Genomic DNA, 20,927 nt, shown 5'->3' on the forward strand with positions numbered 1-20,927 from the left:
AATCCGGGTGCGCGGTCGCGCGCGCACCCGGCCGGATTCTCAGAACACCGGCAATTCGCCGAGTTCCTGGTTCATGTATTTCGTGCGCAGGGCTTGCAGTTCCCCCGTGTTCTTCATGAAGTAGATCGTGGTGTTAAGCCATTGCAGCAGGTCCGTCTGGCCCTTGCGGATGCCGACGCCCTGATGGAACGAGCGCAAGGTGATCTTGTTCTCGTAATCCTTGCCGGGCTGACGCTGGTTCATCTGCTGCGAAACCAAGCTGCCGGTGCCGACGACTTCGGCCTGGCCCGACATCATCGCCTGGATGGCGGCGGATTCGTCGTCGTAGCGCATGATGTTGATGCCGGCGATGTTCGCGTCCGTCAGGATCGTGTCCTGGATCGTGCCGCGCGGCACCGAAACGCGCTTGCCCGCCAGATCCTTCAGCGTCTTCACTTCGGTCCCCTTGGGGGCGACCAGCACGCTCGCTTCGAAGCTGTAGGGGATCGAGAACCAGATCTGCTTGGCGCGTTCCGGCGTGATCGAGAACAGCGAGATGACCATATCGACGCGGTTCGAGATCAGGAACGGAATGCGGTTCTGCGTCGTCACCGGCACGAGTTCGACCGGCACGCCCATATGCTTGGCGAGCGCGCGCGCCATGTCCGGCTCGTGGCCTTCGGGCGAGCCGTCCGCCCCCATGCGCCCATAGGGCGGCGTGGTGACGTCGACCGCGACGATCAGTTTGCCGCGCTTGACGATGTCGTCGATGGTCTGCGCCGAGGCGGGCGCCACGGCGACGAGCGCCACCGCCAAAGCGGCCAGCGTCGCCTTCAAACTTCCGAGAAACGTCATCACTTCCTCCCCTTCTTTTCCAACAGGCCTGTCGCGGCCCGTGCGATATCGGCGTCCATCAGCCCGTACTTCTCCTGAAGTCCGGGCACGGAGCCGCATTCGATGAATTTGTCCGGCAGGCCGATACGCGCCATCGGCCGCGTCAGCCCCGCGTCGAACAGCGTTTCGGCGACCAGCGAGGCAAGCCCGCCCGACACCACATGGTTTTCCGCCGTCACCACGCAACGCGCGGCGGCGGCGAATTCGGCCACCGCTGCGGCGTCGAACGGCTTCAGGAACGGCACATGCAGAACGCCCGCCGCAATGCCCTTCGCTTGCAGCGCATTGGCCGCCGCAAGCGCGCGCTGGGTCATGAAGCCGGTCGAGACGATCGCGACATCGGCCCCCTGGCGCAAAGCCGTCGCCTTGCCGTGGCGCAGCTTATAGGTCGCGGGATCGAGTACCACGGGCACCAGACCGCGCAGCAAGCGCACATAGAACGGCCCGTCGGTCGCCAAGGCGACATCCACCGCCTGGGCGAGATCGGTCGCATCGCACGGATCGATCACCGTCAGGCCCGGGATCAGGCGCATCAGTCCCGTATCCTCGATCGCCTGATGCGTGCCGCCGTAACCGGTGGTCAGGCCCGGCAGACCGGCGAAGATCTTCACGTTGAGATGCGAATGCGCGCAGGCGATCGCCACGAAATCGTATGCGCGGCGCGTGGCGAACACGCCATAGGTCGTGCAAAACGGCACGCGGCCGATCTTCGCCATGCCGGCCGACATGGCGATCAAATTCTGTTCGGCCATGCCGACATTGTAGAAGCGCGACGCATACGCCGTCGCGAACGGCACAATATCGGTGTATTTGCCGAGATCGGCGGTGAGCCCGACGATACGATCGTCCCGCGCGGCGGCGGCGGCCAGCGCCTTGCCGAACGGCGCTTCGACGGTGGCGCCTTCCACCGCTTCCTGTTCGCCCATCCCGAGCGTGCGACGCGCTTCAGCCACCGGTTTCCTCCAACTCGCGTTCGAACTGATCCCATTCCGACGCATCGACGCGGATGAAATGCGCCTTCTCGCGCTTCTCCAGCGTCGCCACACCTTTGCCCGGCAGTGTGCGCAGCACGATCGCTTTGGGCTTGCCGTCGCGCGCGCGCGCGGCATCGAACGCGGCCAGCAAGGCCGGGATCGAATTGCCGTCGATTTCCTGCACGTCCCAGCCGAAGCCCGCCCATTTCGCGGCGACCGGCTCCATATCCAGCACGATCGCGCCATCGGCCTGGATGCCGTTGCAATCGATCAGCGCCACCAGATTGTCGGCGCGGAAACTGGATGCGGCCATCGCCGCTTCCCAGGTCGAGCCTTCCTGCATTTCGCCGTCCGACAATTCGACGAAGATGCGCGCTTGCGGGGCGAGGGTTTTGATCCCCACCGCCATGCCCACGCCCAAACCCAGGCCGTGGCCCAGCGAGCCGCCGGTGATCTCGGCACCCGGCGTCGTGTCGATGGCGCTCATCTCCAGCCGGCTGCCGTCGCGACCGTAGCTGTCGAGCTCGTCGTGGCGCAGAATGCCCGCCTCGGCCAAGGCCGCCCACAGCGCGATCGAGTAATGGCCCGTGGACAGCAGGAAACGATCGCGGTCGAAACGTTGCAGATCGTCGGGCGAATAACGCAGCTCGGAGAAATAGAGCACCGCCATCATGTCGGCGATGCCCAGGCCCTGGCCGATATAGCCCTGCCCCTGCCCGCGCGCCATGCGCAGCATGTGGCGGCGAAGATTCTTCGCGCGCCCCGCCATCGCGGCGGCGAGATCGTTGGTGTTGCGTGAAGCGCTTTGCGTCATCGTCAATCGCGGTCCAGACCGCCGGAAAGGTTGAGCCGTTCGGCAACGATGTAGTCGGGCGCGTCGAGGGCGAGCCAGATCGCGCCGGCGGCGACCTCGTCGCAATCGGTGCGCCGTCCCAGCGGAATGCGGGCCGTCCGCTCCGCCAGAAATTTGTCGATGTCGCTGCGCCCCTCGAGCATGGCGAAAGCGATCTCGGTATCGCGCTGCATGGGCGTGTCCATCATGCCCGGCGCCACCGAATTGACCCGCACGCCGAACGGCGCCAAGGCGACCGCCGCCGCGCGCGTGACGGAATCGAGCGCCGCCTTCGTCGCCGAATAGGCGGTGTAGTTGGGCAGCGCCATGCGCGACGCGGGCGACGTGATGTTGACGATGCGCCCCTGCCCCGCCGCTTTCATGGCCGCACCGGCGGCACGCATGGCCAGCGCCACTGCACGCAGATTGATCGCGTAGGTGCGATCCCAGGTTTCGGCCGTCATCTCGGCGAAGCCTTCGCCGCGCCCATAGCCCGCGTTGTTCACCAGAATATCGATGTGCCCATAGGCGGCGATCGTCTCCGCGATCATCGTTTCGGGGCCTGTCGGCGTGGACAGATCGACGGCTAGATAGACCGCCTTGCCGCCGGCGGCGGTCAGCGCATCGGCCGTCGCGCGCCCGTTCTTCGCGTCGATATCCGCGATCACCACGCGGCAACCGCGCAGGGCCAAGCCCGTCGCGATCGACCGGCCGAGACCGCCGGCCGCCCCCGTCACCACCGCGACTTTTTCTTCGCTTTTCGTCATTTGTGAACCGTCACTTCGTCAATGGCCGATAGGCGATCGCCTCGACCTCGACCTTGCCGTCGAGCATCAAGGCGGATTGCACGCAGGAACGCGCCGGCGGGTTTTCGGCGAAATACTCGCGATAGACCCGGTTGAAGTTCATGAAGTCGCGCGGATCGTCGAGCCAGACGGTCGTCTTCACGACATCGGCAAGCGTGCAGCCCGCTTGGGCCAGCACATCGCGGACCGTGTTGAGCACGCGGCGCGTCTGCGGCTCGATCCCGACCAGGTCATGCGCGCCATTGGGATCGATCGCGGTGACGCCGGAGACGAATACGAAATCGCCCGCGCGCACGGCGCTGGAAAACGGCATACGATGCGCGCCGGCCAGCACGACCGTGTCGCCGTAGCAGATCTTCGCGCCGGACGATTTTCGCGATGCGCCCTTGCGGACGGATTTCGAGCGGGATTGGACGGCGGTCCTGGGCATCTGACGGCACTTCCTCCTCTCCGCGCGGATGGATTTGCTCCCCCGTCGCGGTTCGGCTGAACGCACCAATAAGGTACGCCAGTCCGAATGATATCGATGTCATAGTGATAAAATACGAATGACAGCGATGTCAATAAACTTTCCGAACACCGTATAACGCCAGACAAGCGCCTGACTTTGTTCGCTCGCGGGCTCGGAAAAGTCGAAGCCGGCGCTTTTGGCAATAAGAAGCGATCGGCGACAGCCCCAATCACGGCTTCACCTTCTATGTGTGCACCTGGGGCCAGATGGGCGGCGAAACTGTCTACAAAGCGCTCGACGAGTTCAGCCGGCAGAAATGCGCCTTCTATTTGCCCATGCGCAACATCGAGGGCTCGGTGCCCGATTTCTCCGAATGCTTCATCGACGAAAGCGATCTCGACGTCATGCGCATCCTACGTATCCTCAAGACCAACGGCTTCGACCGATTCCTGATCGACGATCACGTACCCCAAATGACCGCCGATACGCCCCGGGGTCATCGCGGCCGCGCATTCTCGACCGGCTATCTGCGGGGCCTGTACCGCGGCATCGAGGAAGCGAAGCGCGCGATGGCGCGCTAGCGGGCGGAGACGTCGGCCGCCAGCGGGATCGGGAGGGTGCGGCATTTCGTGAACCGATACTGCGCTTTGACATTCCTTTCGGGTGCCGCCGACATCTCCATCTTCGGACTCCGCTGACCTCGGTCACGCGATCGGCACTTGGCCGGCTGAAGCGGTCGAACGTCGCTCCGCGCGTTCGCGTTCCCGATTGCGTCTCCCCCCGGAAAAGTCACGCCCACACCGCATTGTTTGGGGCGCAATGTGTACAAATGTCATCATGACCTGCGTTCAAGACAGGGGGAGAGGACATGAAATACGGTGCGCGCGTATCGAAAAAGCCGGCCCGGAAATCGACGCCGGCGCGCAAGAAAGCCAAAGGGGAAACGATGTCGAGCCGCTCCTATTTTCATTACGACGACGATCGCGCGCAGCATGTCTCGTTTCCCTTGGGCGGCATCGGCACCGGTTCGATTGGGCTTTCGGCGGCGGGCCGCCTGATCGACTGGGAAGTGGCGAACCATCCCGACAAGGGCAACTGCAACGGCTTCACCAATTTCACCATCCGCGCCGAATCCGGCGGCAAGGTGATCGGCGCGCGCGTGTTGAACGGCCCGTTCAAAGGAAATTTCGCCGGCGATCGCGGCGCGGGCTCGGTCCGCGAATTCGGCTTCGGCGTGCGTCGCGAATATCTGACCGGCCTGCCCCATTTCCGCGAATGCAAATTCGACGGCTTCTATCCCGCCGCCGAGCTTGCGCTGCGCGATCCCGAGTTCCCCGGCACGGTCGATATGCTGGCCTTCAGCCCGCTGATCCCGCACGAGGAGCGCGCATCGAGCATGCCGGTGGCGATGTTCGAGTTCGTCGTCGAGAACACGACCGACAAGCCTATCGACTATTCGATCGTCGGCAGCCTCGGCAATCTCGTGAAGGGTCCGCATGCGGCCCGCGTTGCCAAGACCGCGCACGCCACCGGCATGGTCAATTCCGCGCGCGACGCCGACCCGCGCTCGCCCGATTTCGGCCAGCTGATCATGGCGACCGACGAGAAGCGCACAAGTTGGCAGCACGAATGGTATCGCGGCAGTTGGTTCGACTCGCTCGAGGTGTTCTGGAAGGACATCGCGACGCCCGGCCCGCTCAAGGATCGCAGCTACGCCGACAACTACATCAACCGCCGCCCCGACGGCCGCTACCGCTATCGCGGCCATTCGTGCCTGGCCGCGCATCGAACGGTCGCGCCGGGCGCGCGCGCCACGATCCGTTTCGCGATCGCCTGGTACTTCCCGAATTTCGAGAAGAACTGGCTGAACATCTTCGGCTATGTCGAAGAGCCGAAGAATCCGAGCCGCGTATGGAAGAACCACTACGCGACGCTTTGGTCGGATGTCGACGCGGTCGCCGACGAAACCTTCGAGCGTTGGGCGTCGCTGAAATCCCGCACTCTCGCCTATCGCGACGCGCTGCGCGGCACGACCATGCCCGACAGCGTGCTCGACGCGGTTTCGGCGAATGTCAGCATTCTGAAATCGCCGACCGTGCTGCGCCTGGAGGACGGCACGTTCTACGGCTTCGAAGGCACGGACGCGACCGACGGCAGCTGCGAAGGCAGTTGCACGCATGTCTGGAATTATCAGCAGACCCTGCCCTATCTGTTCGGCGCGCTGGAACGTTCGATGCGCGACGCCGATTTCGCGCACAACATGGACCCCGCGAATGGCGGCATGTCGTTCCGCCTATGCTTGCCGATAGGCGTGGGCCGCTTCGACGTGCGGCCCTGCGCCGACGGCCAATTCGGCAACGTGATGAAGACCTATCGCGACTGGAAACTCTCCGGCGACGACGCGTGGCTGCGCAAGAACTGGCCGACCGTCAAACGCGCGATCGAATTCGCGTGGCATCCCGGCAATCACGATCGCTGGGATCCCGAGAAGACGGGCGTTCTATGGGGTGCTCAACACCACACGCTGGATATGGAGCTGTTCGGGCCGAATTCCTGGCTCACCGGCTTCTATCTCGGCGCGTTGATCGCCGGCGCCAAGATGGCCCGCCATCTGGGCGAAACGGCGACCGCCGACGAATACGAAGCCATCTTCGCCAAGGGCAAGGCCTGGATGAACGAGCATCTGTTTAACGGCGAGTATTTCTACCACCGCGTCGATCTCAACGATCTGGGACAGGTCAAAGCGTTCAACGATGGGCCGGTCAATCCCGTCCTGGTCGGCTCGATGACCGATATCTATTGGAGCGCCGAGCACGGCGAAGTGAAGTACCAGATCGGCGAAGGCTGCTTGATCGACCAGGTCCTCGCGCAATGGCACGCCAATATCTACGGCCTGGGCGACATCTACGAGCCCGCGAAGGTCGACAAGGCGATGCGCGCGATCATGCGCCTCAATTTCAAAGAGCGCATGGGCGACGTCGTCAATCCCTGCCGCGTCTTCGGCCTCGAGGACGAAAGCGGCACCGTGGTTTGCGAATGGCCGAAGGGTGCTCGCCGTCCGACGATCCCGGTCCCCTATTCGCAAGAGACTTTCCATGGCTGCGAATATCAGTTCGGCTCGATGCTGATGCAAATCGGCAATGTCGCCGACGGCGTGCGGGTCTTCGCCGCCGTGCGCGACCGCTATCGCGGCCATAACCGCAATCCGTGGAACGAAATGGAATGCGGATCGAACTACGCGCGATCGATGGCGGCTTATGCCGGATTGCTGGCGCTGTCCGGATTCGAATTCGACGCGACCATCGGATTGATCGGCTTCGCGCCGAAGGTCCGCTCGGGTGCGGCCTTCCGCACGTTCTGGTCGGCGGGGGCCGCCTGGGGCACAGCGCACTTCGCCGAGAAGCGCTTCGAGCTCTCGGTCAGCGAAGGGACGTTGAACCTGCGCGCGCTTCGCTTGCAGGGCGGTGCGCCGCGCGGCGCGCGCGCCACGCTCGACGGCAAGGCGCTGGCGTCGAGCCACGATACGGCCAACGCGGCGCTTAACTTCGCGCCGATCGAACTGCGCGCCGGATCGACCTTGCGCATCGACAGTGCCGCGATCGGCGTGGGCGACCTGCCCGAGATCGCGGATTTGTAATCGCGTAACGACGACAAACAAGAAAACCCGGAGGAAACCATGAAAAAGCTACTGACGGCGGCGGCTCTCGCCCTGTCGGCCTATGCCGGGGCGGCCCTTGCCGCGCCGCCGGCCGATACGACGGGAACGATCAAGCTCTATCAGCGCACCAATCCGTCGATCGTCGCGGTGACGGAGGCCGGCATCAAGCGCTTCAACGCGCGCTATCCCAACGTGAAGGTCGAGGTGCAGTGGAAGCCGCTCGGCGAATGGGGCGAATATATCAGCGGGTTCATGAATCAAGTCGCGTCGGGCGACGTGCCCGACATCTATGAAGTCGCGATCGAGGGCTTCTCCTCCGTCGCCAGCAGGAACCTGTTCCTGCCGCTCGATGAAGTGATCGCGCGCGACAGCAGCGCCAAGGAGTTGCTGGCCGATATCGAACCCAATCTGCTGAAAGGAATGTCGGACGCGACCGGCGGCAAGCTCTACTTCTTCCCGACCAACTGGAACAACGTCGTGGTGTTCTACAACAAGGACATGTTTGACGCCGCCGGCATCGCCTATCCCAAGAAGAGCTGGACGTGGACCGAATTCCTCGAGGCCGCGCAGAAACTGACCAAGCGCGACGCTTCCGGTCAGGTCACGCAGTACGGCTATTTCGTTCCGGGATATAACTTCGGCATCGCGCCGTGGTTCCTGACCAACGATACCGACAAGCTGAAATCCGGCTGGAAGGAATCGAATATCCGCGATCCGAAGTTCAAGGAATCGATGGTCTTCCTCAACGACCTGATCCACAAGCATAAGATCGCGCCGAATTTCGCGCGCGGCACCGGCGAGCCGCAATTCGTGGCCAAGCAAGTCGCGATGATCTCGGCCGGTCATTGGCCGGTCCCGCTATTGCTCCAGAACGGGCTCAAGAACGTCGGCGTGACGATGATGCCTTATCAGCGCAAGGATGTGACGGTGTTCGGCGTCGGCGGCCTCGGCATTACGAAAGCCACGAAGAATCCCGATCTCACTTGGGAACTGGTCAAAGAGTTGACCGGACAAGTCGCCCAGGTCCAATACGCCGAAACGAAGCGCTCGATCCCGGCCTTGCGTTCGATCGCCACGACCGGCGAATTCGCGGCATTTCCCGACAACTCTGATCTGTTCTACGGTAGCGCAAAATCCGCCCTGCCGATCGCCGCACCGCCGAACTTCTCCCAGGTCGAGGAGATCTTCATGCGTCACGTCGAACTCTATCTGACCAACAACGTCGCGATCGACAAGATGATCGGCGATCTCGACGCCGAATTGACGCGCGCGATGCGCCGGGTCCAGTAATGCGGCCACGGCGTTTCCAACGCGGCACCGATCCCGCCGGGCGCGTCGCGCCCGGCGGGCGGGGGCCCGTGCGATGACCCGCGCCGCCTGGCGCGAACAGATCGCGGCGATGGCGTTCCTGACGCCGGCGTTGATCTGTTTCCTCGCCTTCCTCGTGGCGCCGCTGATCGCCACGGCCGTATTTTGTCTGATGGAGATCGACCGGTTCACCTTCGGCATGACCTATGTCGGCCTCGACAATTTCCGCTACGTGTTCGAGGACGCGCGTTTCTGGAAGACGTTCCTGAACACGTTCCAGTTCATCGCTATGGCGGTCGTCGGCAATGTCGGGCTCGGCCTTCTGCTCGCGGGCTTGCTCGACCGCGCCTTGCCCAGCGCGCTGCGCTACTTCTTGCGCCTGGCCTATTTCCTGCCCGTTCTGATCGCCACGGCCTTCGTTTCCTATATCTGGAAGTTCCTGTTCGATTTCGATCTCGGCGCGATCAACTACTACATCCGTCTTCTGGGCCTGCCGCCCGTCGGCTGGTTGACCGACACGCGCATTGCGATGGCGTCCGTCGTCATCATGGATGTCTGGAAACATGTCGGCTTCTTCATGCTGATCCTGCTCGCCGCGTTGCAGGACGTGCCGCGCGAATTGCGCGAGGCCGCCCAGGTCGACGGTGCCGGGCCGGTGCGGATCTTCGTCAGCGTCACGATCCCCTGCATCGCGCCCGCTTTGCTGTTTTGCGTCGCCTACGCGACGATCGGCGGCTTGCAGGTCTACGATTCGATGCGCATTCTGACCAATGGCGGCCCCGGCGACGCGACGCGCAGCGTTGTCATGTACATGTTCAGCGAGGCCTTCGGCGCCGGCGAGCTGGCGCTGGGGGCGGTCTCCGCGTTCACGCTGCTGATCGTCATCGCGGTCATCGTCGCCGCGCAGATGTGGATAAGCCGCCGATGGATACGCTGATGGCCGCAGCACCGCGCCGCCCCGAATATTGGAACCGCCTGTTCTCGGCGACCCAGGCGCTGCATTGGCGCAACCTACCCGTTTGCATCGCGCTGACGGCGGGCGCCGTCGTGATGCTGCTGCCCTTCCTGTGGATGTTCAGCGCGTCGATGCGCCCGACCGGCGAAGCGTATCAATTGCCGCCGAACTTCCTGCCGGATCGGATTTCGGCCGATGCCTATCTCAAAGTCTTGAATTCGCCGATCCCGTTCCTGCGCATGTACGCGAATAGTTTGCTGGTCGCGGCGGTGACGACCGCCGGTGTCGCCTTGACCAGCGCCACCGCCGGTTTCGCCTTCGCGCGGCTCAAATTTCGGGGCAAGAGCACGCTGTTCGCGCTGTGCCTCGTGGGCTTCATGGTGCCGCCGAGCCTATTGCTCGTCCCGCTGTTCTTCGGCTTCGCCGCGACCGGAATTCTCGACTCCATTTGGGCGCTGATCCTGCCGGGCCTCGCCTCGTCGCTCGGCGTGTTCATGATGCGCCAATTCATGTTGAACCAACCGCGCGAGCTCGAGGAGGCGGCGTTGATCGACGGCGCCAACTATCTCCAAGTGTTCCTCAAAGTATCGCTGCCGCAGATGGGGCCGCCGATCGCCGCCTTGTCGATCATCACCTTCACCCAAAGCTGGAACAACTTCGTGCTCCCGCTGGTGCTGACGCGCAAGGCGGAGACGATGACGCTGCCGGTCGGCCTGCTATCGCTCGCCGACGCCTATGGCGATTTTTCGCTTGCGGCGCTGATGGCCGCCGTGACGATGGCGGTAACGCCGCTATTCATCGTGTTTCTGATCGGCCAGCGCTTCATCATCGAAAGCGTCACGCATTCGGGTCTCAAAGGATAGGATAGAAGCGGATTCACGCCACATGCTCGGATCGCAACTCATCGACACAAACCCCCGGATCTCGGGTTTCGACCTCGGCGTTCCCGAAGTGCGCTGGTTCGGGTTCTGCCGCTTCCGCGACGCCGTTCGCACCAATGATTCCTGGGACAGCCATACCGGCCCCGAAGTCGTGTTCGTCATGGAAGGCGAAGCGTGCTGGGAGGTCGGCGACCACGATCTGGTCCAGGCCAATGGCGGCCAAGCGGTCGTGTTTCCGGCCGGTGCGCGCCATCGCATCCTCAACTCGATCTACCCGCCGTCGGAATCGCTGTGGATTCTGATGAAGGGCCCGGACGAGGTCGAAGCCCCGTCCCTGCTGATGAAGGACGCGCATGCCGAGTTTTGCGGGTTGCTGAATACGGGGCGGCTGCTCCGGGACATCAACGAAAGCTGCAAGGTTCAGATTACAGAGCTCGCGCGCCTGCTCGCCGATCCGGCCGTGTTCGGCGGCGGGCGCCTGATCGTTTCCGATCTGCGCGCCAAGCTGCATAATGTGATGCTGGAGTTCTGGAAAACCTGCGGCACGCGCGGCGAGCGCGCCGAAACCAACCGGCTCGTCGCGAAAGCGAAAGTTTTCCTCAACGCGAATTCCTCGGAAGAAGTCAGCATCGGCGATCTCGCCGACCGGCTGGGCTGCAGCCGCGGCCATTTGCATGCGGTCTTCCGCAGCGAAATGGGCATGTCGCCGATCGACTATCTGCGCCGCCTGCGGATCACGAAAAGCTGCGCGAGCTTGACCCGCTCGGCCGAGCCGATCACCGAGATCGCGCTCAGCAACGGCTTCGAAAGCTCGCAATATTTCGCGCGGGTGTTCCGCCGCTATGTCGGCATCTCGCCGCGCGAGTTCCGCGAGAAATACCAGCCGCGCTGATCGTGGCTTCGGATCAGCGCCGATCCCAAAACAACGCCATCAGCCCGCCGGTGACGATCGACGCGGTGCCCGCGATGAAATACCACATCGTTTCGTCGCGATAGCGGCCGGTCAGCGTGTTCGACAGCTGCTCCACGGGCGCCTCGGTCGCGTTGTAAGCAACGCCCAGCAGCACGATACCGACGGCGGCGACGGCAATCCCAAGAATCTGTCCCATTTTCATCGATCCGGCCTTTCCGACTTTGTCCGGCGACGGTGGCGCCGATGCGACACCGCGCCGGAAAATCTAGGCATATGAAGGCCGGGCCGATCAGACTCGGAATCTACGCGGCCCGTGATCGCTTGGAATTTCAAGGCGGCGGATCGTTGCGCGCCCGACAATGTCTGCATACGCGGGCATCGCGCGAAATCAGTTCGTTAGGAATGAGGTTTCCCGCAGATCGAGCTTCGACCTGCGGGAAAAGCCTCAGCGCGGATAGGGCCGGTGCAGCTCGCACGCGGGGTTGAGGCGCACGCCGAAGCCCGGTTTGTCGAGTTTGGACATCTTCAAGCGGCCGTTCTCGGGCACGGGCTCGTCCAACAGCAGCGGATGGAACATCGGTACGACCTTGTCGGCATCGTGCGCCATCATCAGGAATTCGGCGAACGGGCTGTTATGGCGCGTCGCGACGAAATGATAGCTGTAGACGCTCGATCCGTGCGGCACGACCAGCGCGCCATGCGCGTCGGCCAGCGCCGAGATCTTGATGATCTCGGTCATGCCGCCGCACCAATTCACGTCCGGCTGGATGATGTCGCAGCAGCCCATCTCCAGCAGCATGCGGAAGCCCCAGCGCGTCGCCTCGTGCTCGCCGGTCGTCACCAGCATACCGGTCGGCACGGCTTTCTTCAGCGCGGCGTAGCCCCAGTAATCGTCGGGCGAGAGCGCTTCCTCGATCCATTTGAGCCCGTATTCGCCGCAGGCCTTGGCAAGCCGCGTGGCGTAGTCGAGATCGAGGCTCATCCAGCAATCGAACATCAGCCAGAAATCCGGGCCGACGCGTTCGCGCATCTGCGCCAGCGCCGCGATGTTCTTATGCAAGCCTTCCTCGCGCTCGGCGGGCCCGTGGCGCAGCGGCAGCTTGCCGCCGATGAAGCCCATCTGCTTGGCGAGATCGGGGCGCGGGCCCGTCGCGTAGAACGTCAATTCGTCGCGCACCGGCCCGCCGAGCAGCGCATGCACGGGCTCGCCGCGCAGCTTGCCGAGCAGATCCCATAAGGCGAGATCCACGCCAGAGATCGTATTCAGCACCACGCCCTTGCGGCCGTAATACTGAGTCGAGAAATACATCTGATCCCAGATTTTCTCGATCTCGGTGACCGGTCGCCCTTCGAGGAAGCGCGCGAGGTGCTTCTCCACGATGAACGCGCCGACTTCGCCCGCCGTCGTGACCGCGAAGCCGGTCGTGCCGTCGCTCGCCTCCACCTCGACCACCAGCGTGCCGAGCACGTTGAGGCCGAAGGAGCTGCGCGTCGCCCGGAATTCGGGATATTTCGACATCGGTGTCGAAATCTGCCCGTCGATCCAGTGGCCGCCTTTCTGATCGTGATAATCGGCCCCGCCGCCGCGCACCGTGAAGGCGCGCACGTGTTTGATCGTCGCGGTCATCGCACCCTCAGTTCAGTTCGATGGTTTTTGCGTTCGCCGCACCCGAGGCGAAGGCCGCTTCGATGATGCGCACCGACAGCATCGCGTCGGCGAAACTGCACGCGACGCCCGAACCGTTACGCACCGCCGCCAGAAACTGCGTCGTGATCCCGCCTTCGTTGGGCCCCGCCACCAATTCCTCGCGCGCATCGCCGCGCTTGCTCTGCCACACCATGTGCCAGCCGGTGGGCATGTTCAGCGGACGGCGCAACTCGATCAGCCCGTCTTCGCCGAAGATGCGCAGTTCGTCCCACATATGCCAGCCGTCGTCGATGCAAGCCATCTGGCATTCGAGGCCGGGAAATTCCAGATCGATGAATCCGCCGCGATCGATACCGCCGGCGGGACCGGGGCGCACGCGGCTGCGCAGCCTCGTGGGCTTGGCGTCGATCAGCCACGGCACGATATCGGCCATATGCGTGGCGCGGCCCGTATAGGCCCCGCCGCCGCCCAGCGACGGATCAAGGAACCAGCCCGCGCGCTCGTAGCCGAGCTGCACGGTCTGGACCAAGCGCACTTGACCGATGCCGCCCGCGCGGAGGATCTCGCGCGCGCGCAAACAGCCGCGATCGAGACGCCGGTTGAACGCGACGGCGTTGACGAGCTTGCGCTTGGCGACGTCGGCGACCAACGGATCGCCTTCCGCCGCCTTCATCACGAAGGGCTTGTCGACCAGCGTCGCCCAGCCGCGGGCCACCGCCTGCGCGATATGGCCGCCATGCAGCGTATGCGGCGTGGTGACGAGGGCGGCGTCCGCGTCGGGCAGATCCTCGATCTTCTTGACGATCTTGGCGCCCGTCGCCTGGGCGATCTCCTCGACCGGCTTCGTGGGGAACGGATCGAAAATGCCGGCGATCTTGAGATCCTTGTCGGCGAGCAGCGTGGGCAGATGATAGCGGCGGGAGAATCCGCCGCAGCCGATCAACGCGAAGCGAAGCATACTTATTTCTCCTGATGTGCGGGGCGTTCGAGAGCGCGCTTGAACAGCGCGAACAACCGCGCCCAGACGAGCTCGGCGGCGCGTTTGTGATAGCAATAGCGTTCGGGAAAAGTGAAACCGTGCAGCGCCCCGTCATGCAGTTCGATGCGATGGGGCAACCCGCGCGCTTTCAACGCTTCGGCGATCGCGGTCATGTGGGCTTGCGGCGCCACGGGATCGTTATCGGCCCAGCCGAAATAGGCTTCCGCGTCGATCTTCGCGATCTGGCGATGGGGCGAGTCCGGCGCGTCGGTCACCAGCCTGCCGCCATGCATCGACGCGATGGCGCGCACCAGCTTGGGATAGGAAGCGGCCGCCGCGATCGCGTGTCGCCCGCCCATGCAATAGCCGATGGCGGCGGCGATCTTCTTCGCCGCCTTATCCTTCGCGGCGAAATCGACCAACGCGGCCGTGTCACGCGTCGTCATCGCCGTGGTCGTCGCGTCGTTGAGCTTGACCATCAGCGGGTCGAGCTTGTCCTGCGCCAAGGGAGCCGCGTCGAAAGACGGGCCGCCGTCGCGATAGAACAGGTTCGGCAGCATGACGTAGTAACCGGCCGACGCGAAGCGGCGCGCCATGTCGCGCAGTTCCTCGCGAATGCCGAGCGCATCCATATAGAACAGCACGACCGGGAACGGCCCGCCTTCGTCCGGGTGGACGACGAAGCACGGCATCGCACCGTCCTGCGTCGTCAGAACGATGTCGCGTTCGATCATGCCATGCCCACCGGCTTGATCGGCGGCTCGCGCGCGTCGTCGGGACGGCTGCGGATCATGTCGGTCAGCTCGCGCTGAATCGCGGCCGCACCCGGATCGCCGAAGCGATTGTCCATTTCCGTGGGATCGGCCGACAGGTCGTAAAGCTCGCCCGCCCCGCTCACCAATTCCAGCGTCAGCTTATGGGTGCGCGTGCGCACGGTGCGCAGCTTCAACTCCACGCCGCAGCGCGAGGCATTGAGGTCCCATTCGTTGAACGCGAAATCGCGCGTCGCATCGCCTTCGACCAGCGGACGCAGGCTGCGCGAATGGATCGCGCGCGGCGCCGAAATTCCCGCGTAATCGTAAAACGTCGCGGGGAAGTCGAGCGTCGACACCGGATGCGGCACGATTTTGCCCTTGGGCACGCCGGGGCCGCTGACGATGCACCCCAAACGCAGCAGGCCTTCGTAATGCATCGGGCCCTTCAGCAGCAGCCCGTGATCGCCCAGCCAATCGCCGTGATCGGTCGAGTAGACGACGATCGTGTCCTTGTCGAGGCCCAGGCGTTCGAGTTCCAGCATGACGCGGCCGACATTGTGGTCGATCAGCGAGATCATGCCGTAGTAATTGGCGATCAGATGGCGCAATTGCAGATCGCTTTGCGCCGGCGTGCGCGATTGCTTGGCGCGGAAGGCTTGCAGCTCCGGATCGTCGAGCTTGGGCACGCCTTCCAGACTGGCGCGATGCCACCACGGCCGCCGGTCGAGGTCGAGCGTGCGGTGTTCGGGCAGATCGACGTCATCGGGATGGTGCAAATAGCACCAGGGGGCGGGCGCATCGAAAGGATGGTGCGGATCGGGGAACGACGCCCAGGCGATCCACGGACCATCCTTGTTGTCGCGAATGAAGTCGATCGTCCGGTCGCCGATCCAGGTGGAGTTATGGAAGGCGGGCGGCAGCGCCGAGTTCCACGTCTGTGCCGCGCCCACATCGGCACCAAGCTTGGTCAAGAACAGCTTGTCGAGAAGATCCCCGCGCCCGTCCTTGTGATACCAGGCTTCGTAATTCAGCCCCTGCGGCGGTTTCTGCGGCAGAAACATGTTGTGGCCCGCGATCATCATGTCGACATGCTGGAAACCCATATAGGGCCCGTGCCAGTCGCCGCCGTATTCCTGCGAACTCGTGCGGCATTCCGGCCGCCCGGTCGGCTTGAAGGTGTGGAAAGTCGAAAAATGCGCCTTGCCGATGAAGCCGGTGCGCCAGCCCGCCTTCGCGAAAGTGCCCGCGAACCCGTCGAGACCCACAGATTCTTCGAGATCGATGCCGTTATCGGCCACGCCATGCGTGCGCGGCAGCAAGCCGGTCAGCATCGACGCGCGCGACGGCTGGCACACCACGTTGGGCGTGATGCAGGCCGAGAAACGCGTGCCCCCGGCGGCAAGCATGTCGAGATGCGGGGTGCGCACCTTTCGGCCTTCGAATCCGTAGCAATCGCCGCGCTGCTGGTCCGAGGTGATGAACAGAATATTCGGCTTCTTCTTGGTCATGTTCACGCCTCGATGCGCGTCGCGAAAACCGGCTTCTCGCCCGGGGCCGGCGAATAGCCGAAATCGCCGCGCGCGATCAGCGCATCGCGGCCGCCGAATTTCTCGATCTTCGCTTCCTGATCCGCAAAGGCGCGCGCGTTGACCGCGTCCGGATCGACGATCTTGCGCAGTTCCGCTTCCATCTCGCGCAGCGTCTGCGCATGCGCGGCACTCTCGCCCAGATCCTTCGTCTCGCCCGGATCGGTCTCGAGATCGTAGAGCTCCGGCCGGAAGCCGACATGATGGATGTATTTCCAGCGGCCTTTGCGGATCATGAACATGCCGGTGATCGAACCGGCGGCGTGGTACTCGCCCAAGGCGACGCGCTCGGGATCCGACTTCGCGTTGGCGAGATCGACCAACGACTTGCCGGGCAGCGCCTTCTCGGTCGCATCGAACGGCAAACCGGCCGCCTGGACGATCGTCGGATAGACGTCGACCAGCGTGACGGGCGTCGTACAGGTCTTGCCTTCGGGCACGCCCGGCCCCGCGACGATCATCGGGATCGCGGCGGCTTCCTCGTAATGGATCGACTTGCCCCACATATGGCGCGTGCCGAGATTGTCGCCGTGGTCGGTCGAATAGATCACGCGCGTGTTGCCCGCGAGCCCCGCTTCCGACAACGCCGACAGCACGCGGCCGATATTGTCGTCAAGGAAACTGACCATGCCGTAATAGGCCGCGAGCGCGATCTTCACTTTCTCCGGCGTGAAGAAATCGTCGTAGCTCATGCACTCGCGCAACGCCTTCACCGACGGATGCGTCGGATAGTCGTTGGGCCCGTAAAGACGCGGCCTCGGCAAGCTTTCCGGCGGATACATCGCGAAGAATTCGGGCGGCGCGATCAGCGGGAAATGCGGCTTCACGAACGACACGAACAGGCACCACGGCTTCTTCAGCGCGGGCGCGCGCGTCTTCAACCATTCGATAGCGCCGTCGCGGATATTGCGATCGTACTTGGCATAGGTCGACTCGCCCGGCCCCGCGGCCTTGGCGAGATCGGGCATGCCGCCGCGCGCGGCGGCTTTCGGACGGCGGATGAGGCCCAGCAGATCGCCCTGCCCGTCCACCACGTGCAGCGGGATCACTTCCTCGGTGAAACCGTTGTCGTCCTTGGCAGAGCGGAAATGCAGCTTGCCGATCGACATCGCCTCGTGGCCCGCGTCGCGCAGGCGATGCGCCCAGCTGCGCCGCGTGCCGTCATAGGGATGCGCATTATCCCAGCAGCCGTTTTCCGCGACATACGTGCCGGTATGCAGGCTCGCGCGCGCGGGCACGCAGATCGGGCAGTTGGTGTAGGCGGCGGTGAATTTCGTGCCGCGCGCCGCCAGCTTGTCGATATTCGGCGTGCGCACGATCTTGTGACCGTAGCAGCCCGACACGTCGCGGGTGTGTTCGTCCGACAGGATGAAAAGGACGTTCGCTGGCTCGCTCATCGTTTCCTCGGCAAGGTGGTGACGTAGGGTCCGGCCGCCGGCTGGGCGGTACGGACGGGAAATTCGTCGGTCATCTGGGGATGCAAGGCGGCGACGCGCGCATCGAACGCGGCGATGGCGTCCTTGCCGTCGATCGCGGCGAGAACGGTGTCGTAGACGCGTTCTTCGCCGTGCTCCAGCCACACGATCTCATCGTCCTTCGCCGATTGGGTACGGTCGCCCCAATGCGACGTCGCGGGTTCGATCGCGAAGCCGTACACGCCCTCGCCCAAGCCCTGCCATTGTTGCAGGCAGATAAAGCGCTTGGCGTCGTACTCGACCATGAAGCCGATCCCGCGCGCATCGTTGATCAACGCCGTGGGCACGCGGCCTTTGGCGTCGGGCACGACGTCGTGATCGAAGACCTGCTGCACGAAGCGCGGTGTGGGACCGGCTTGCGTGCGATATCCGCTCTGCTGGGATTCGCGCGGCGTGTTCGCGGCGCGCGTCGCGCGGATCGGGGCGGCGAAACGCGCGCCCGCGTCCAACAGCGGCCAGCCCATGTTGATGTGATAGAGCATCATATGCGGCGTGCGCGCGAAGCCGCGATTGGCGACCGTATCGACGACGCGCATTTCGCGGCCGCCGATTTTGGCTTCGATCCGGCGCGTCAGCGTCAGATGCTCGCCCATCGAATGGGCTTGGACGACCACGCCTTCGCACCACAAGGTGCATTCGTCGCCGTCCCAAATCTCGCCATAGCCTGTCAGGCGCGCGGGCTGGAATGCCGCGCGGCCATGCATCGGATAGGCGATTTCCTTGCGCAACGGCAGATCGAAATGATCCGCGGGCCCACGATCGGGTTGGCGGATATGATCGACGCCGCAAGTGCACAGCAGCCCCGAGAAGCCGCGCATGAAGCCCGTGCCGTTTTCGCCCTCGGGATCGAGATAAGCGGGACTACGGAAGCCGGTACCCGATTGCCAGGCGAAGGGCGTGCCGCGCCAATCGAAGCGGCCGATATCCATCGATCGATCGATCAGCACCGAGAATTCGAGCCCGCCACCGGTGCGGAATTCGAGCACACGCACGCCGCGCTCGGGACCGTCGTCGAACGCCACCGCTTCCACGCCCGCCACTTGGCGGGTCATCCCCACGCGACGCTCGAACTCGCGTCGCGTCAGTTTCTCCCCGAATAAAGTCGGCATTACTTCACGGCCCCCGTCGTCAGACCCTTCACGATGTAGCGCTGGCCGAACAGCAGGAAGGCCAGCGCCGGGACCAGCGAAAGTGCTGCCGTCGCGGCCATTTCGCCGTATTTGATCTCGTAGCCTTGCGCGAACTTGGCGATGGCGACGGGAATCGTCGCGGTTTGCTTCGCCGTCAGGTTCAGCGCCACGGCGAATTCGTTCCAGCTGAAGATGAAGGTCAGGATCGCCGTCGCGGCGAGGCCGGGCGCGACCAGCGGCACGATCACCTTCCAGATCAGATAGGGCGTGGAGCAGCCGTCGATCCGCGCGGCTTCCTCCAGCTCCACCGGCACTTCGCGCACGAAATTCGCCATCAGCCACAACGCCATCGGCAGATGCACCGCGACATGCGCCAGCGCCAAGCCGAAATACGTGTTGTCGAGACCAAGCTCGCGATAGAGCGGGAACCACGCCGCGACCAGCGTGATCGGCGGCACCATGTGGAAGACGATCGCCCAGCCGAGCAGCGCATGCACGACCAAGCGCGACGTGCCCAAGCGCTCGATCGCGTAGCCGCCCAGCGTCGCCACGAAACAGATCCCGATCGTGCTCGCCGTGGCGACGACCAGGCTGTTGAAGGTGTTGTCCATGAACTCGGTCGTGCGCGAGAACAGCACTTCGCGGAAACTCGCCAGCGTCGGCGTGAAGAAGATTTCGCCCTGCAGCAACGAAATCTGCGTTTTGAACCCCGCCGCGATGATCCACACGAACGGGACCAGAACGAAGATCGCGATCACGATCAGGAAAAGGTGGAAGAACGGCACCACCCGTTTTTCGAACGGCATCATGTCGCGTTCCTTCCGCGCCGCCCGGCCATCAGCACGCCGATCATCGTCAAGGAAATGAAGAACAGCACCGCGACCGACATGGCCGAGCCGTAGCCCATGCGGTCTTGCGTGAAGAAGGTGCGGTAGATCGTGTAGCTGATGACTTCGGTCGCCGAGCCCGGCCCGCCGCCCGTCAGCAGATAGATCTCGTCGAACACCTTCAGCGAGGTGACGAGCCGGAACAGGAACGTCACCGCGATCACCGGCATCATCATCGGGATCAACACGTAACGCATCTCGGCCCACGTGCCCGCCCCGTCGACGCGCGCGGCTTCCTGCACGTCCTGCGGCAGGGATTCGAAACCCGCCAGCAGCAGCAGGAAGCAAAACGGCGTCCAGTGCCAGATATCGACCATGATGACCGAGGGCAGCGCCCAGGCCCGCGTGCCCAGCCAATCGACCGGGTGGAAGCCGAACACGCCGATGAAACCGTTCACGAGGCCGAAATCGTAATTGAGCATCAGCTTCCAGACGGCGCCGATCAGAATGCCGGGCACGAGGATCGGCAGAATGAAGATCGTGCGGTAGAGAACCCGTCCGCGCGCGATGCGGCTGACCGCCCAGGCCAACAGGAAGCCGAGCAGGACTTGGATCGCCACGCCGACGATCGCGAAGATCGCGGTGTTCTTCAAACCCGCGATCAGCAGCGTGTCTTCCGCCAGACGCGCGTAATGCGTGAAGCCGACATAGGACCAGACGGCTTTGCCGTCGACCCAGGTGATTTCGTTGACGCTCATCGCCATCAGATTGAGCGTCGGCAGAATCGACATCGCCAAGAAGACCAAGATGGTCGGCGTCAGGGCGATGCGCCGCCAAAGCGTGTCGTGTGTCGCGCGTCTCGAAGCCATAACAATC

The 20,927-nt window shown here is 63.9% G+C and carries 20 protein-coding genes; 6 read left to right on the plus strand and 14 right to left on the minus strand.

Features of this window, described 5'->3' with window-relative positions; translation table 11 throughout:
* Window positions 1–39: 39 nt before the first annotated feature.
* The 5 genes from J0H39_22210 to J0H39_22230 are packed head-to-tail and all read right to left on the minus strand — an operon-like array spanning window position 40 to window position 3,915.
* The gene (locus tag J0H39_22210; protein ID MBN9499480.1) at window positions 40–834 is read right to left on the minus strand and encodes a transporter substrate-binding domain-containing protein; all 795 of its coding nucleotides are present in this window, start codon (window positions 832–834) and stop codon (window positions 40–42) included.
* Window positions 834–1,871, minus strand: a complete 1,038-nt coding sequence (locus tag J0H39_22215) for a transketolase family protein (GenBank protein MBN9499481.1) — start codon at window positions 1,869–1,871, stop codon at window positions 834–836. The genes J0H39_22210 and J0H39_22215 overlap by 1 nt, the downstream gene beginning before the upstream one ends.
* Window positions 1,819–2,661: a transketolase gene (locus J0H39_22220; GenBank protein MBN9499482.1), complete on the minus strand. Its 843-nt coding sequence runs from the start codon at window positions 2,659–2,661 to the stop codon at window positions 1,819–1,821. The genes J0H39_22215 and J0H39_22220 overlap by 53 nt, the downstream gene beginning before the upstream one ends.
* 2 nt (window positions 2,662–2,663) lie before the next feature.
* Window positions 2,664–3,446, minus strand: a complete 783-nt coding sequence (locus J0H39_22225; GenBank protein ID MBN9499483.1) for an SDR family oxidoreductase — start codon at window positions 3,444–3,446, stop codon at window positions 2,664–2,666.
* A 10-nt stretch (window positions 3,447–3,456) separates the two neighbouring features.
* Window positions 3,457–3,915, minus strand: coding sequence for a RidA family protein (locus tag J0H39_22230; GenBank protein ID MBN9499484.1), 459 nt, complete (start codon window positions 3,913–3,915; stop codon window positions 3,457–3,459).
* 269 nt (window positions 3,916–4,184) lie between these two features.
* On the opposite strand from J0H39_22230, the gene J0H39_22235 reads away from it, so the two are divergent.
* The 6 genes from J0H39_22235 (at window position 4,185) to J0H39_22260 (ending at window position 11,630) form a co-directional block, all read left to right on the plus strand.
* Complete coding sequence (locus J0H39_22235) at window positions 4,185–4,517, plus strand: mannonate dehydratase (protein ID MBN9499485.1); 333 nt, start codon at window positions 4,185–4,187, stop codon at window positions 4,515–4,517.
* Window positions 4,518–4,882: 365 nt separating this feature from the next.
* Window positions 4,883–7,573 carry a hypothetical protein gene (locus J0H39_22240; GenBank protein ID MBN9499486.1) on the plus strand — a complete coding sequence of 897 codons (2,691 nt, stop codon included), beginning with the start codon at window positions 4,883–4,885 and terminating at the stop codon, window positions 7,571–7,573.
* A 39-nt stretch (window positions 7,574–7,612) separates the two neighbouring features.
* Complete coding sequence (locus J0H39_22245; protein MBN9499487.1) at window positions 7,613–8,884, plus strand: sugar ABC transporter substrate-binding protein; 1,272 nt, start codon at window positions 7,613–7,615, stop codon at window positions 8,882–8,884.
* A 73-nt stretch (window positions 8,885–8,957) separates the two neighbouring features.
* Window positions 8,958–9,839 carry a sugar ABC transporter permease gene (locus J0H39_22250; GenBank protein ID MBN9499488.1) on the plus strand — a complete coding sequence of 294 codons (882 nt, stop codon included), beginning with the start codon at window positions 8,958–8,960 and terminating at the stop codon, window positions 9,837–9,839.
* Entirely contained in the window at window positions 9,839–10,720 is an 882-nt protein-coding gene (locus J0H39_22255; GenBank protein MBN9499489.1) for a carbohydrate ABC transporter permease, read from the plus strand. Before J0H39_22250 ends, J0H39_22255 begins: the two co-directional genes overlap by 1 nt.
* A 22-nt stretch (window positions 10,721–10,742) precedes the next feature.
* Entirely contained in the window at window positions 10,743–11,630 is an 888-nt protein-coding gene (locus tag J0H39_22260; protein ID MBN9499490.1) for an AraC family transcriptional regulator, read from the plus strand.
* Between the two features lie 13 nt (window positions 11,631–11,643).
* On the opposite strand, the gene J0H39_22265 is transcribed toward J0H39_22260, so the two are convergent.
* The 9 genes from J0H39_22265 to J0H39_22305 form a co-directional block, all read right to left on the minus strand.
* Window positions 11,644–11,853 carry a DUF3185 family protein gene (locus J0H39_22265; GenBank protein ID MBN9499491.1) on the minus strand — a complete coding sequence of 70 codons (210 nt, stop codon included), beginning with the start codon at window positions 11,851–11,853 and terminating at the stop codon, window positions 11,644–11,646.
* 243 nt (window positions 11,854–12,096) lie between these two features.
* Complete coding sequence (gene rhmD / locus J0H39_22270; GenBank protein MBN9499492.1) at window positions 12,097–13,278, minus strand: L-rhamnonate dehydratase; 1,182 nt, start codon at window positions 13,276–13,278, stop codon at window positions 12,097–12,099.
* A gap of 7 nt (window positions 13,279–13,285) precedes the next feature.
* Entirely contained in the window at window positions 13,286–14,257 is a 972-nt protein-coding gene (locus J0H39_22275; protein ID MBN9499493.1) for a Gfo/Idh/MocA family oxidoreductase, read from the minus strand.
* Between the two features lie 2 nt (window positions 14,258–14,259).
* Window positions 14,260–15,012 (minus strand): dienelactone hydrolase family protein, encoded by a 753-nt coding sequence (locus J0H39_22280; GenBank protein MBN9499494.1) that lies wholly within the window; start codon window positions 15,010–15,012, stop codon window positions 14,260–14,262.
* Window positions 15,009–16,541, minus strand: coding sequence for a sulfatase-like hydrolase/transferase (locus J0H39_22285; GenBank protein MBN9499495.1), 1,533 nt, complete (start codon window positions 16,539–16,541; stop codon window positions 15,009–15,011). The genes J0H39_22280 and J0H39_22285 overlap by 4 nt, the downstream gene beginning before the upstream one ends.
* Window positions 16,542–16,543: 2 nt before the next feature.
* Complete coding sequence (locus tag J0H39_22290) at window positions 16,544–18,016, minus strand: sulfatase-like hydrolase/transferase (GenBank protein MBN9499496.1); 1,473 nt, start codon at window positions 18,014–18,016, stop codon at window positions 16,544–16,546.
* Entirely contained in the window at window positions 18,013–19,203 is a 1,191-nt protein-coding gene (locus J0H39_22295) for an aldose 1-epimerase family protein (GenBank protein ID MBN9499497.1), read from the minus strand. The genes J0H39_22290 and J0H39_22295 overlap by 4 nt, the downstream gene beginning before the upstream one ends.
* The gene (locus J0H39_22300; protein MBN9499498.1) at window positions 19,203–20,033 is read right to left on the minus strand and encodes a carbohydrate ABC transporter permease; all 831 of its coding nucleotides are present in this window, start codon (window positions 20,031–20,033) and stop codon (window positions 19,203–19,205) included. Before J0H39_22300 ends, J0H39_22295 begins: the two co-directional genes overlap by 1 nt.
* Complete coding sequence (locus tag J0H39_22305; protein MBN9499499.1) at window positions 20,030–20,920, minus strand: sugar ABC transporter permease; 891 nt, start codon at window positions 20,918–20,920, stop codon at window positions 20,030–20,032. Before J0H39_22305 ends, J0H39_22300 begins: the two co-directional genes overlap by 4 nt.
* Window positions 20,921–20,927 lie beyond the last annotated feature (7 nt).

It is taken from the genome of Alphaproteobacteria bacterium (genome assembly GCA_017308135.1).
GTDB lineage: Bacteria > Pseudomonadota > Alphaproteobacteria > CACIAM-22H2 > CACIAM-22H2 > Tagaea.

Coding starts and splice junctions, on each gene's coding strand:
- J0H39_22225 (MBN9499483.1), bottom strand. CDS start 3,446: ATGACGAAAAGCGAAGAAAAAGTCGCGGTGGTGACGGGGGCGGCCGGC.
- J0H39_22280 (MBN9499494.1), bottom strand. CDS start 15,012: ATGATCGAACGCGACATCGTTCTGACGACGCAGGACGGTGCGATGCCG.
- J0H39_22295 (MBN9499497.1), bottom strand. CDS start 19,203: ATGCCGACTTTATTCGGGGAGAAACTGACGCGACGCGAGTTCGAGCGT.
- J0H39_22220 (MBN9499482.1), bottom strand. CDS start 2,661: ATGACGCAAAGCGCTTCACGCAACACCAACGATCTCGCCGCCGCGATG.
- J0H39_22250 (MBN9499488.1), top strand. CDS start 8,958: ATGACCCGCGCCGCCTGGCGCGAACAGATCGCGGCGATGGCGTTCCTG.
- J0H39_22290 (MBN9499496.1), bottom strand. CDS start 18,016: ATGAGCGAGCCAGCGAACGTCCTTTTCATCCTGTCGGACGAACACACC.
- J0H39_22255 (MBN9499489.1), top strand. CDS start 9,839: ATGGCCGCAGCACCGCGCCGCCCCGAATATTGGAACCGCCTGTTCTCG.
- J0H39_22215 (MBN9499481.1), bottom strand. CDS start 1,871: ATGCGTCGGAATGGGATCAGTTCGAACGCGAGTTGGAGGAAACCGGTG.
- J0H39_22300 (MBN9499498.1), bottom strand. CDS start 20,033: ATGATGCCGTTCGAAAAACGGGTGGTGCCGTTCTTCCACCTTTTCCTG.
- J0H39_22265 (MBN9499491.1), bottom strand. CDS start 11,853: ATGAAAATGGGACAGATTCTTGGGATTGCCGTCGCCGCCGTCGGTATC.
- J0H39_22240 (MBN9499486.1), top strand. CDS start 4,883: ATGTCGAGCCGCTCCTATTTTCATTACGACGACGATCGCGCGCAGCAT.
- J0H39_22285 (MBN9499495.1), bottom strand. CDS start 16,541: ATGACCAAGAAGAAGCCGAATATTCTGTTCATCACCTCGGACCAGCAG.
- J0H39_22230 (MBN9499484.1), bottom strand. CDS start 3,915: ATGCCCAGGACCGCCGTCCAATCCCGCTCGAAATCCGTCCGCAAGGGC.
- J0H39_22245 (MBN9499487.1), top strand. CDS start 7,613: ATGAAAAAGCTACTGACGGCGGCGGCTCTCGCCCTGTCGGCCTATGCC.
- J0H39_22305 (MBN9499499.1), bottom strand. CDS start 20,920: ATGGCTTCGAGACGCGCGACACACGACACGCTTTGGCGGCGCATCGCC.
- J0H39_22260 (MBN9499490.1), top strand. CDS start 10,743: ATGCTCGGATCGCAACTCATCGACACAAACCCCCGGATCTCGGGTTTC.
- rhmD (MBN9499492.1), bottom strand. CDS start 13,278: ATGACCGCGACGATCAAACACGTGCGCGCCTTCACGGTGCGCGGCGGC.
- J0H39_22275 (MBN9499493.1), bottom strand. CDS start 14,257: ATGCTTCGCTTCGCGTTGATCGGCTGCGGCGGATTCTCCCGCCGCTAT.
- J0H39_22210 (MBN9499480.1), bottom strand. CDS start 834: ATGACGTTTCTCGGAAGTTTGAAGGCGACGCTGGCCGCTTTGGCGGTG.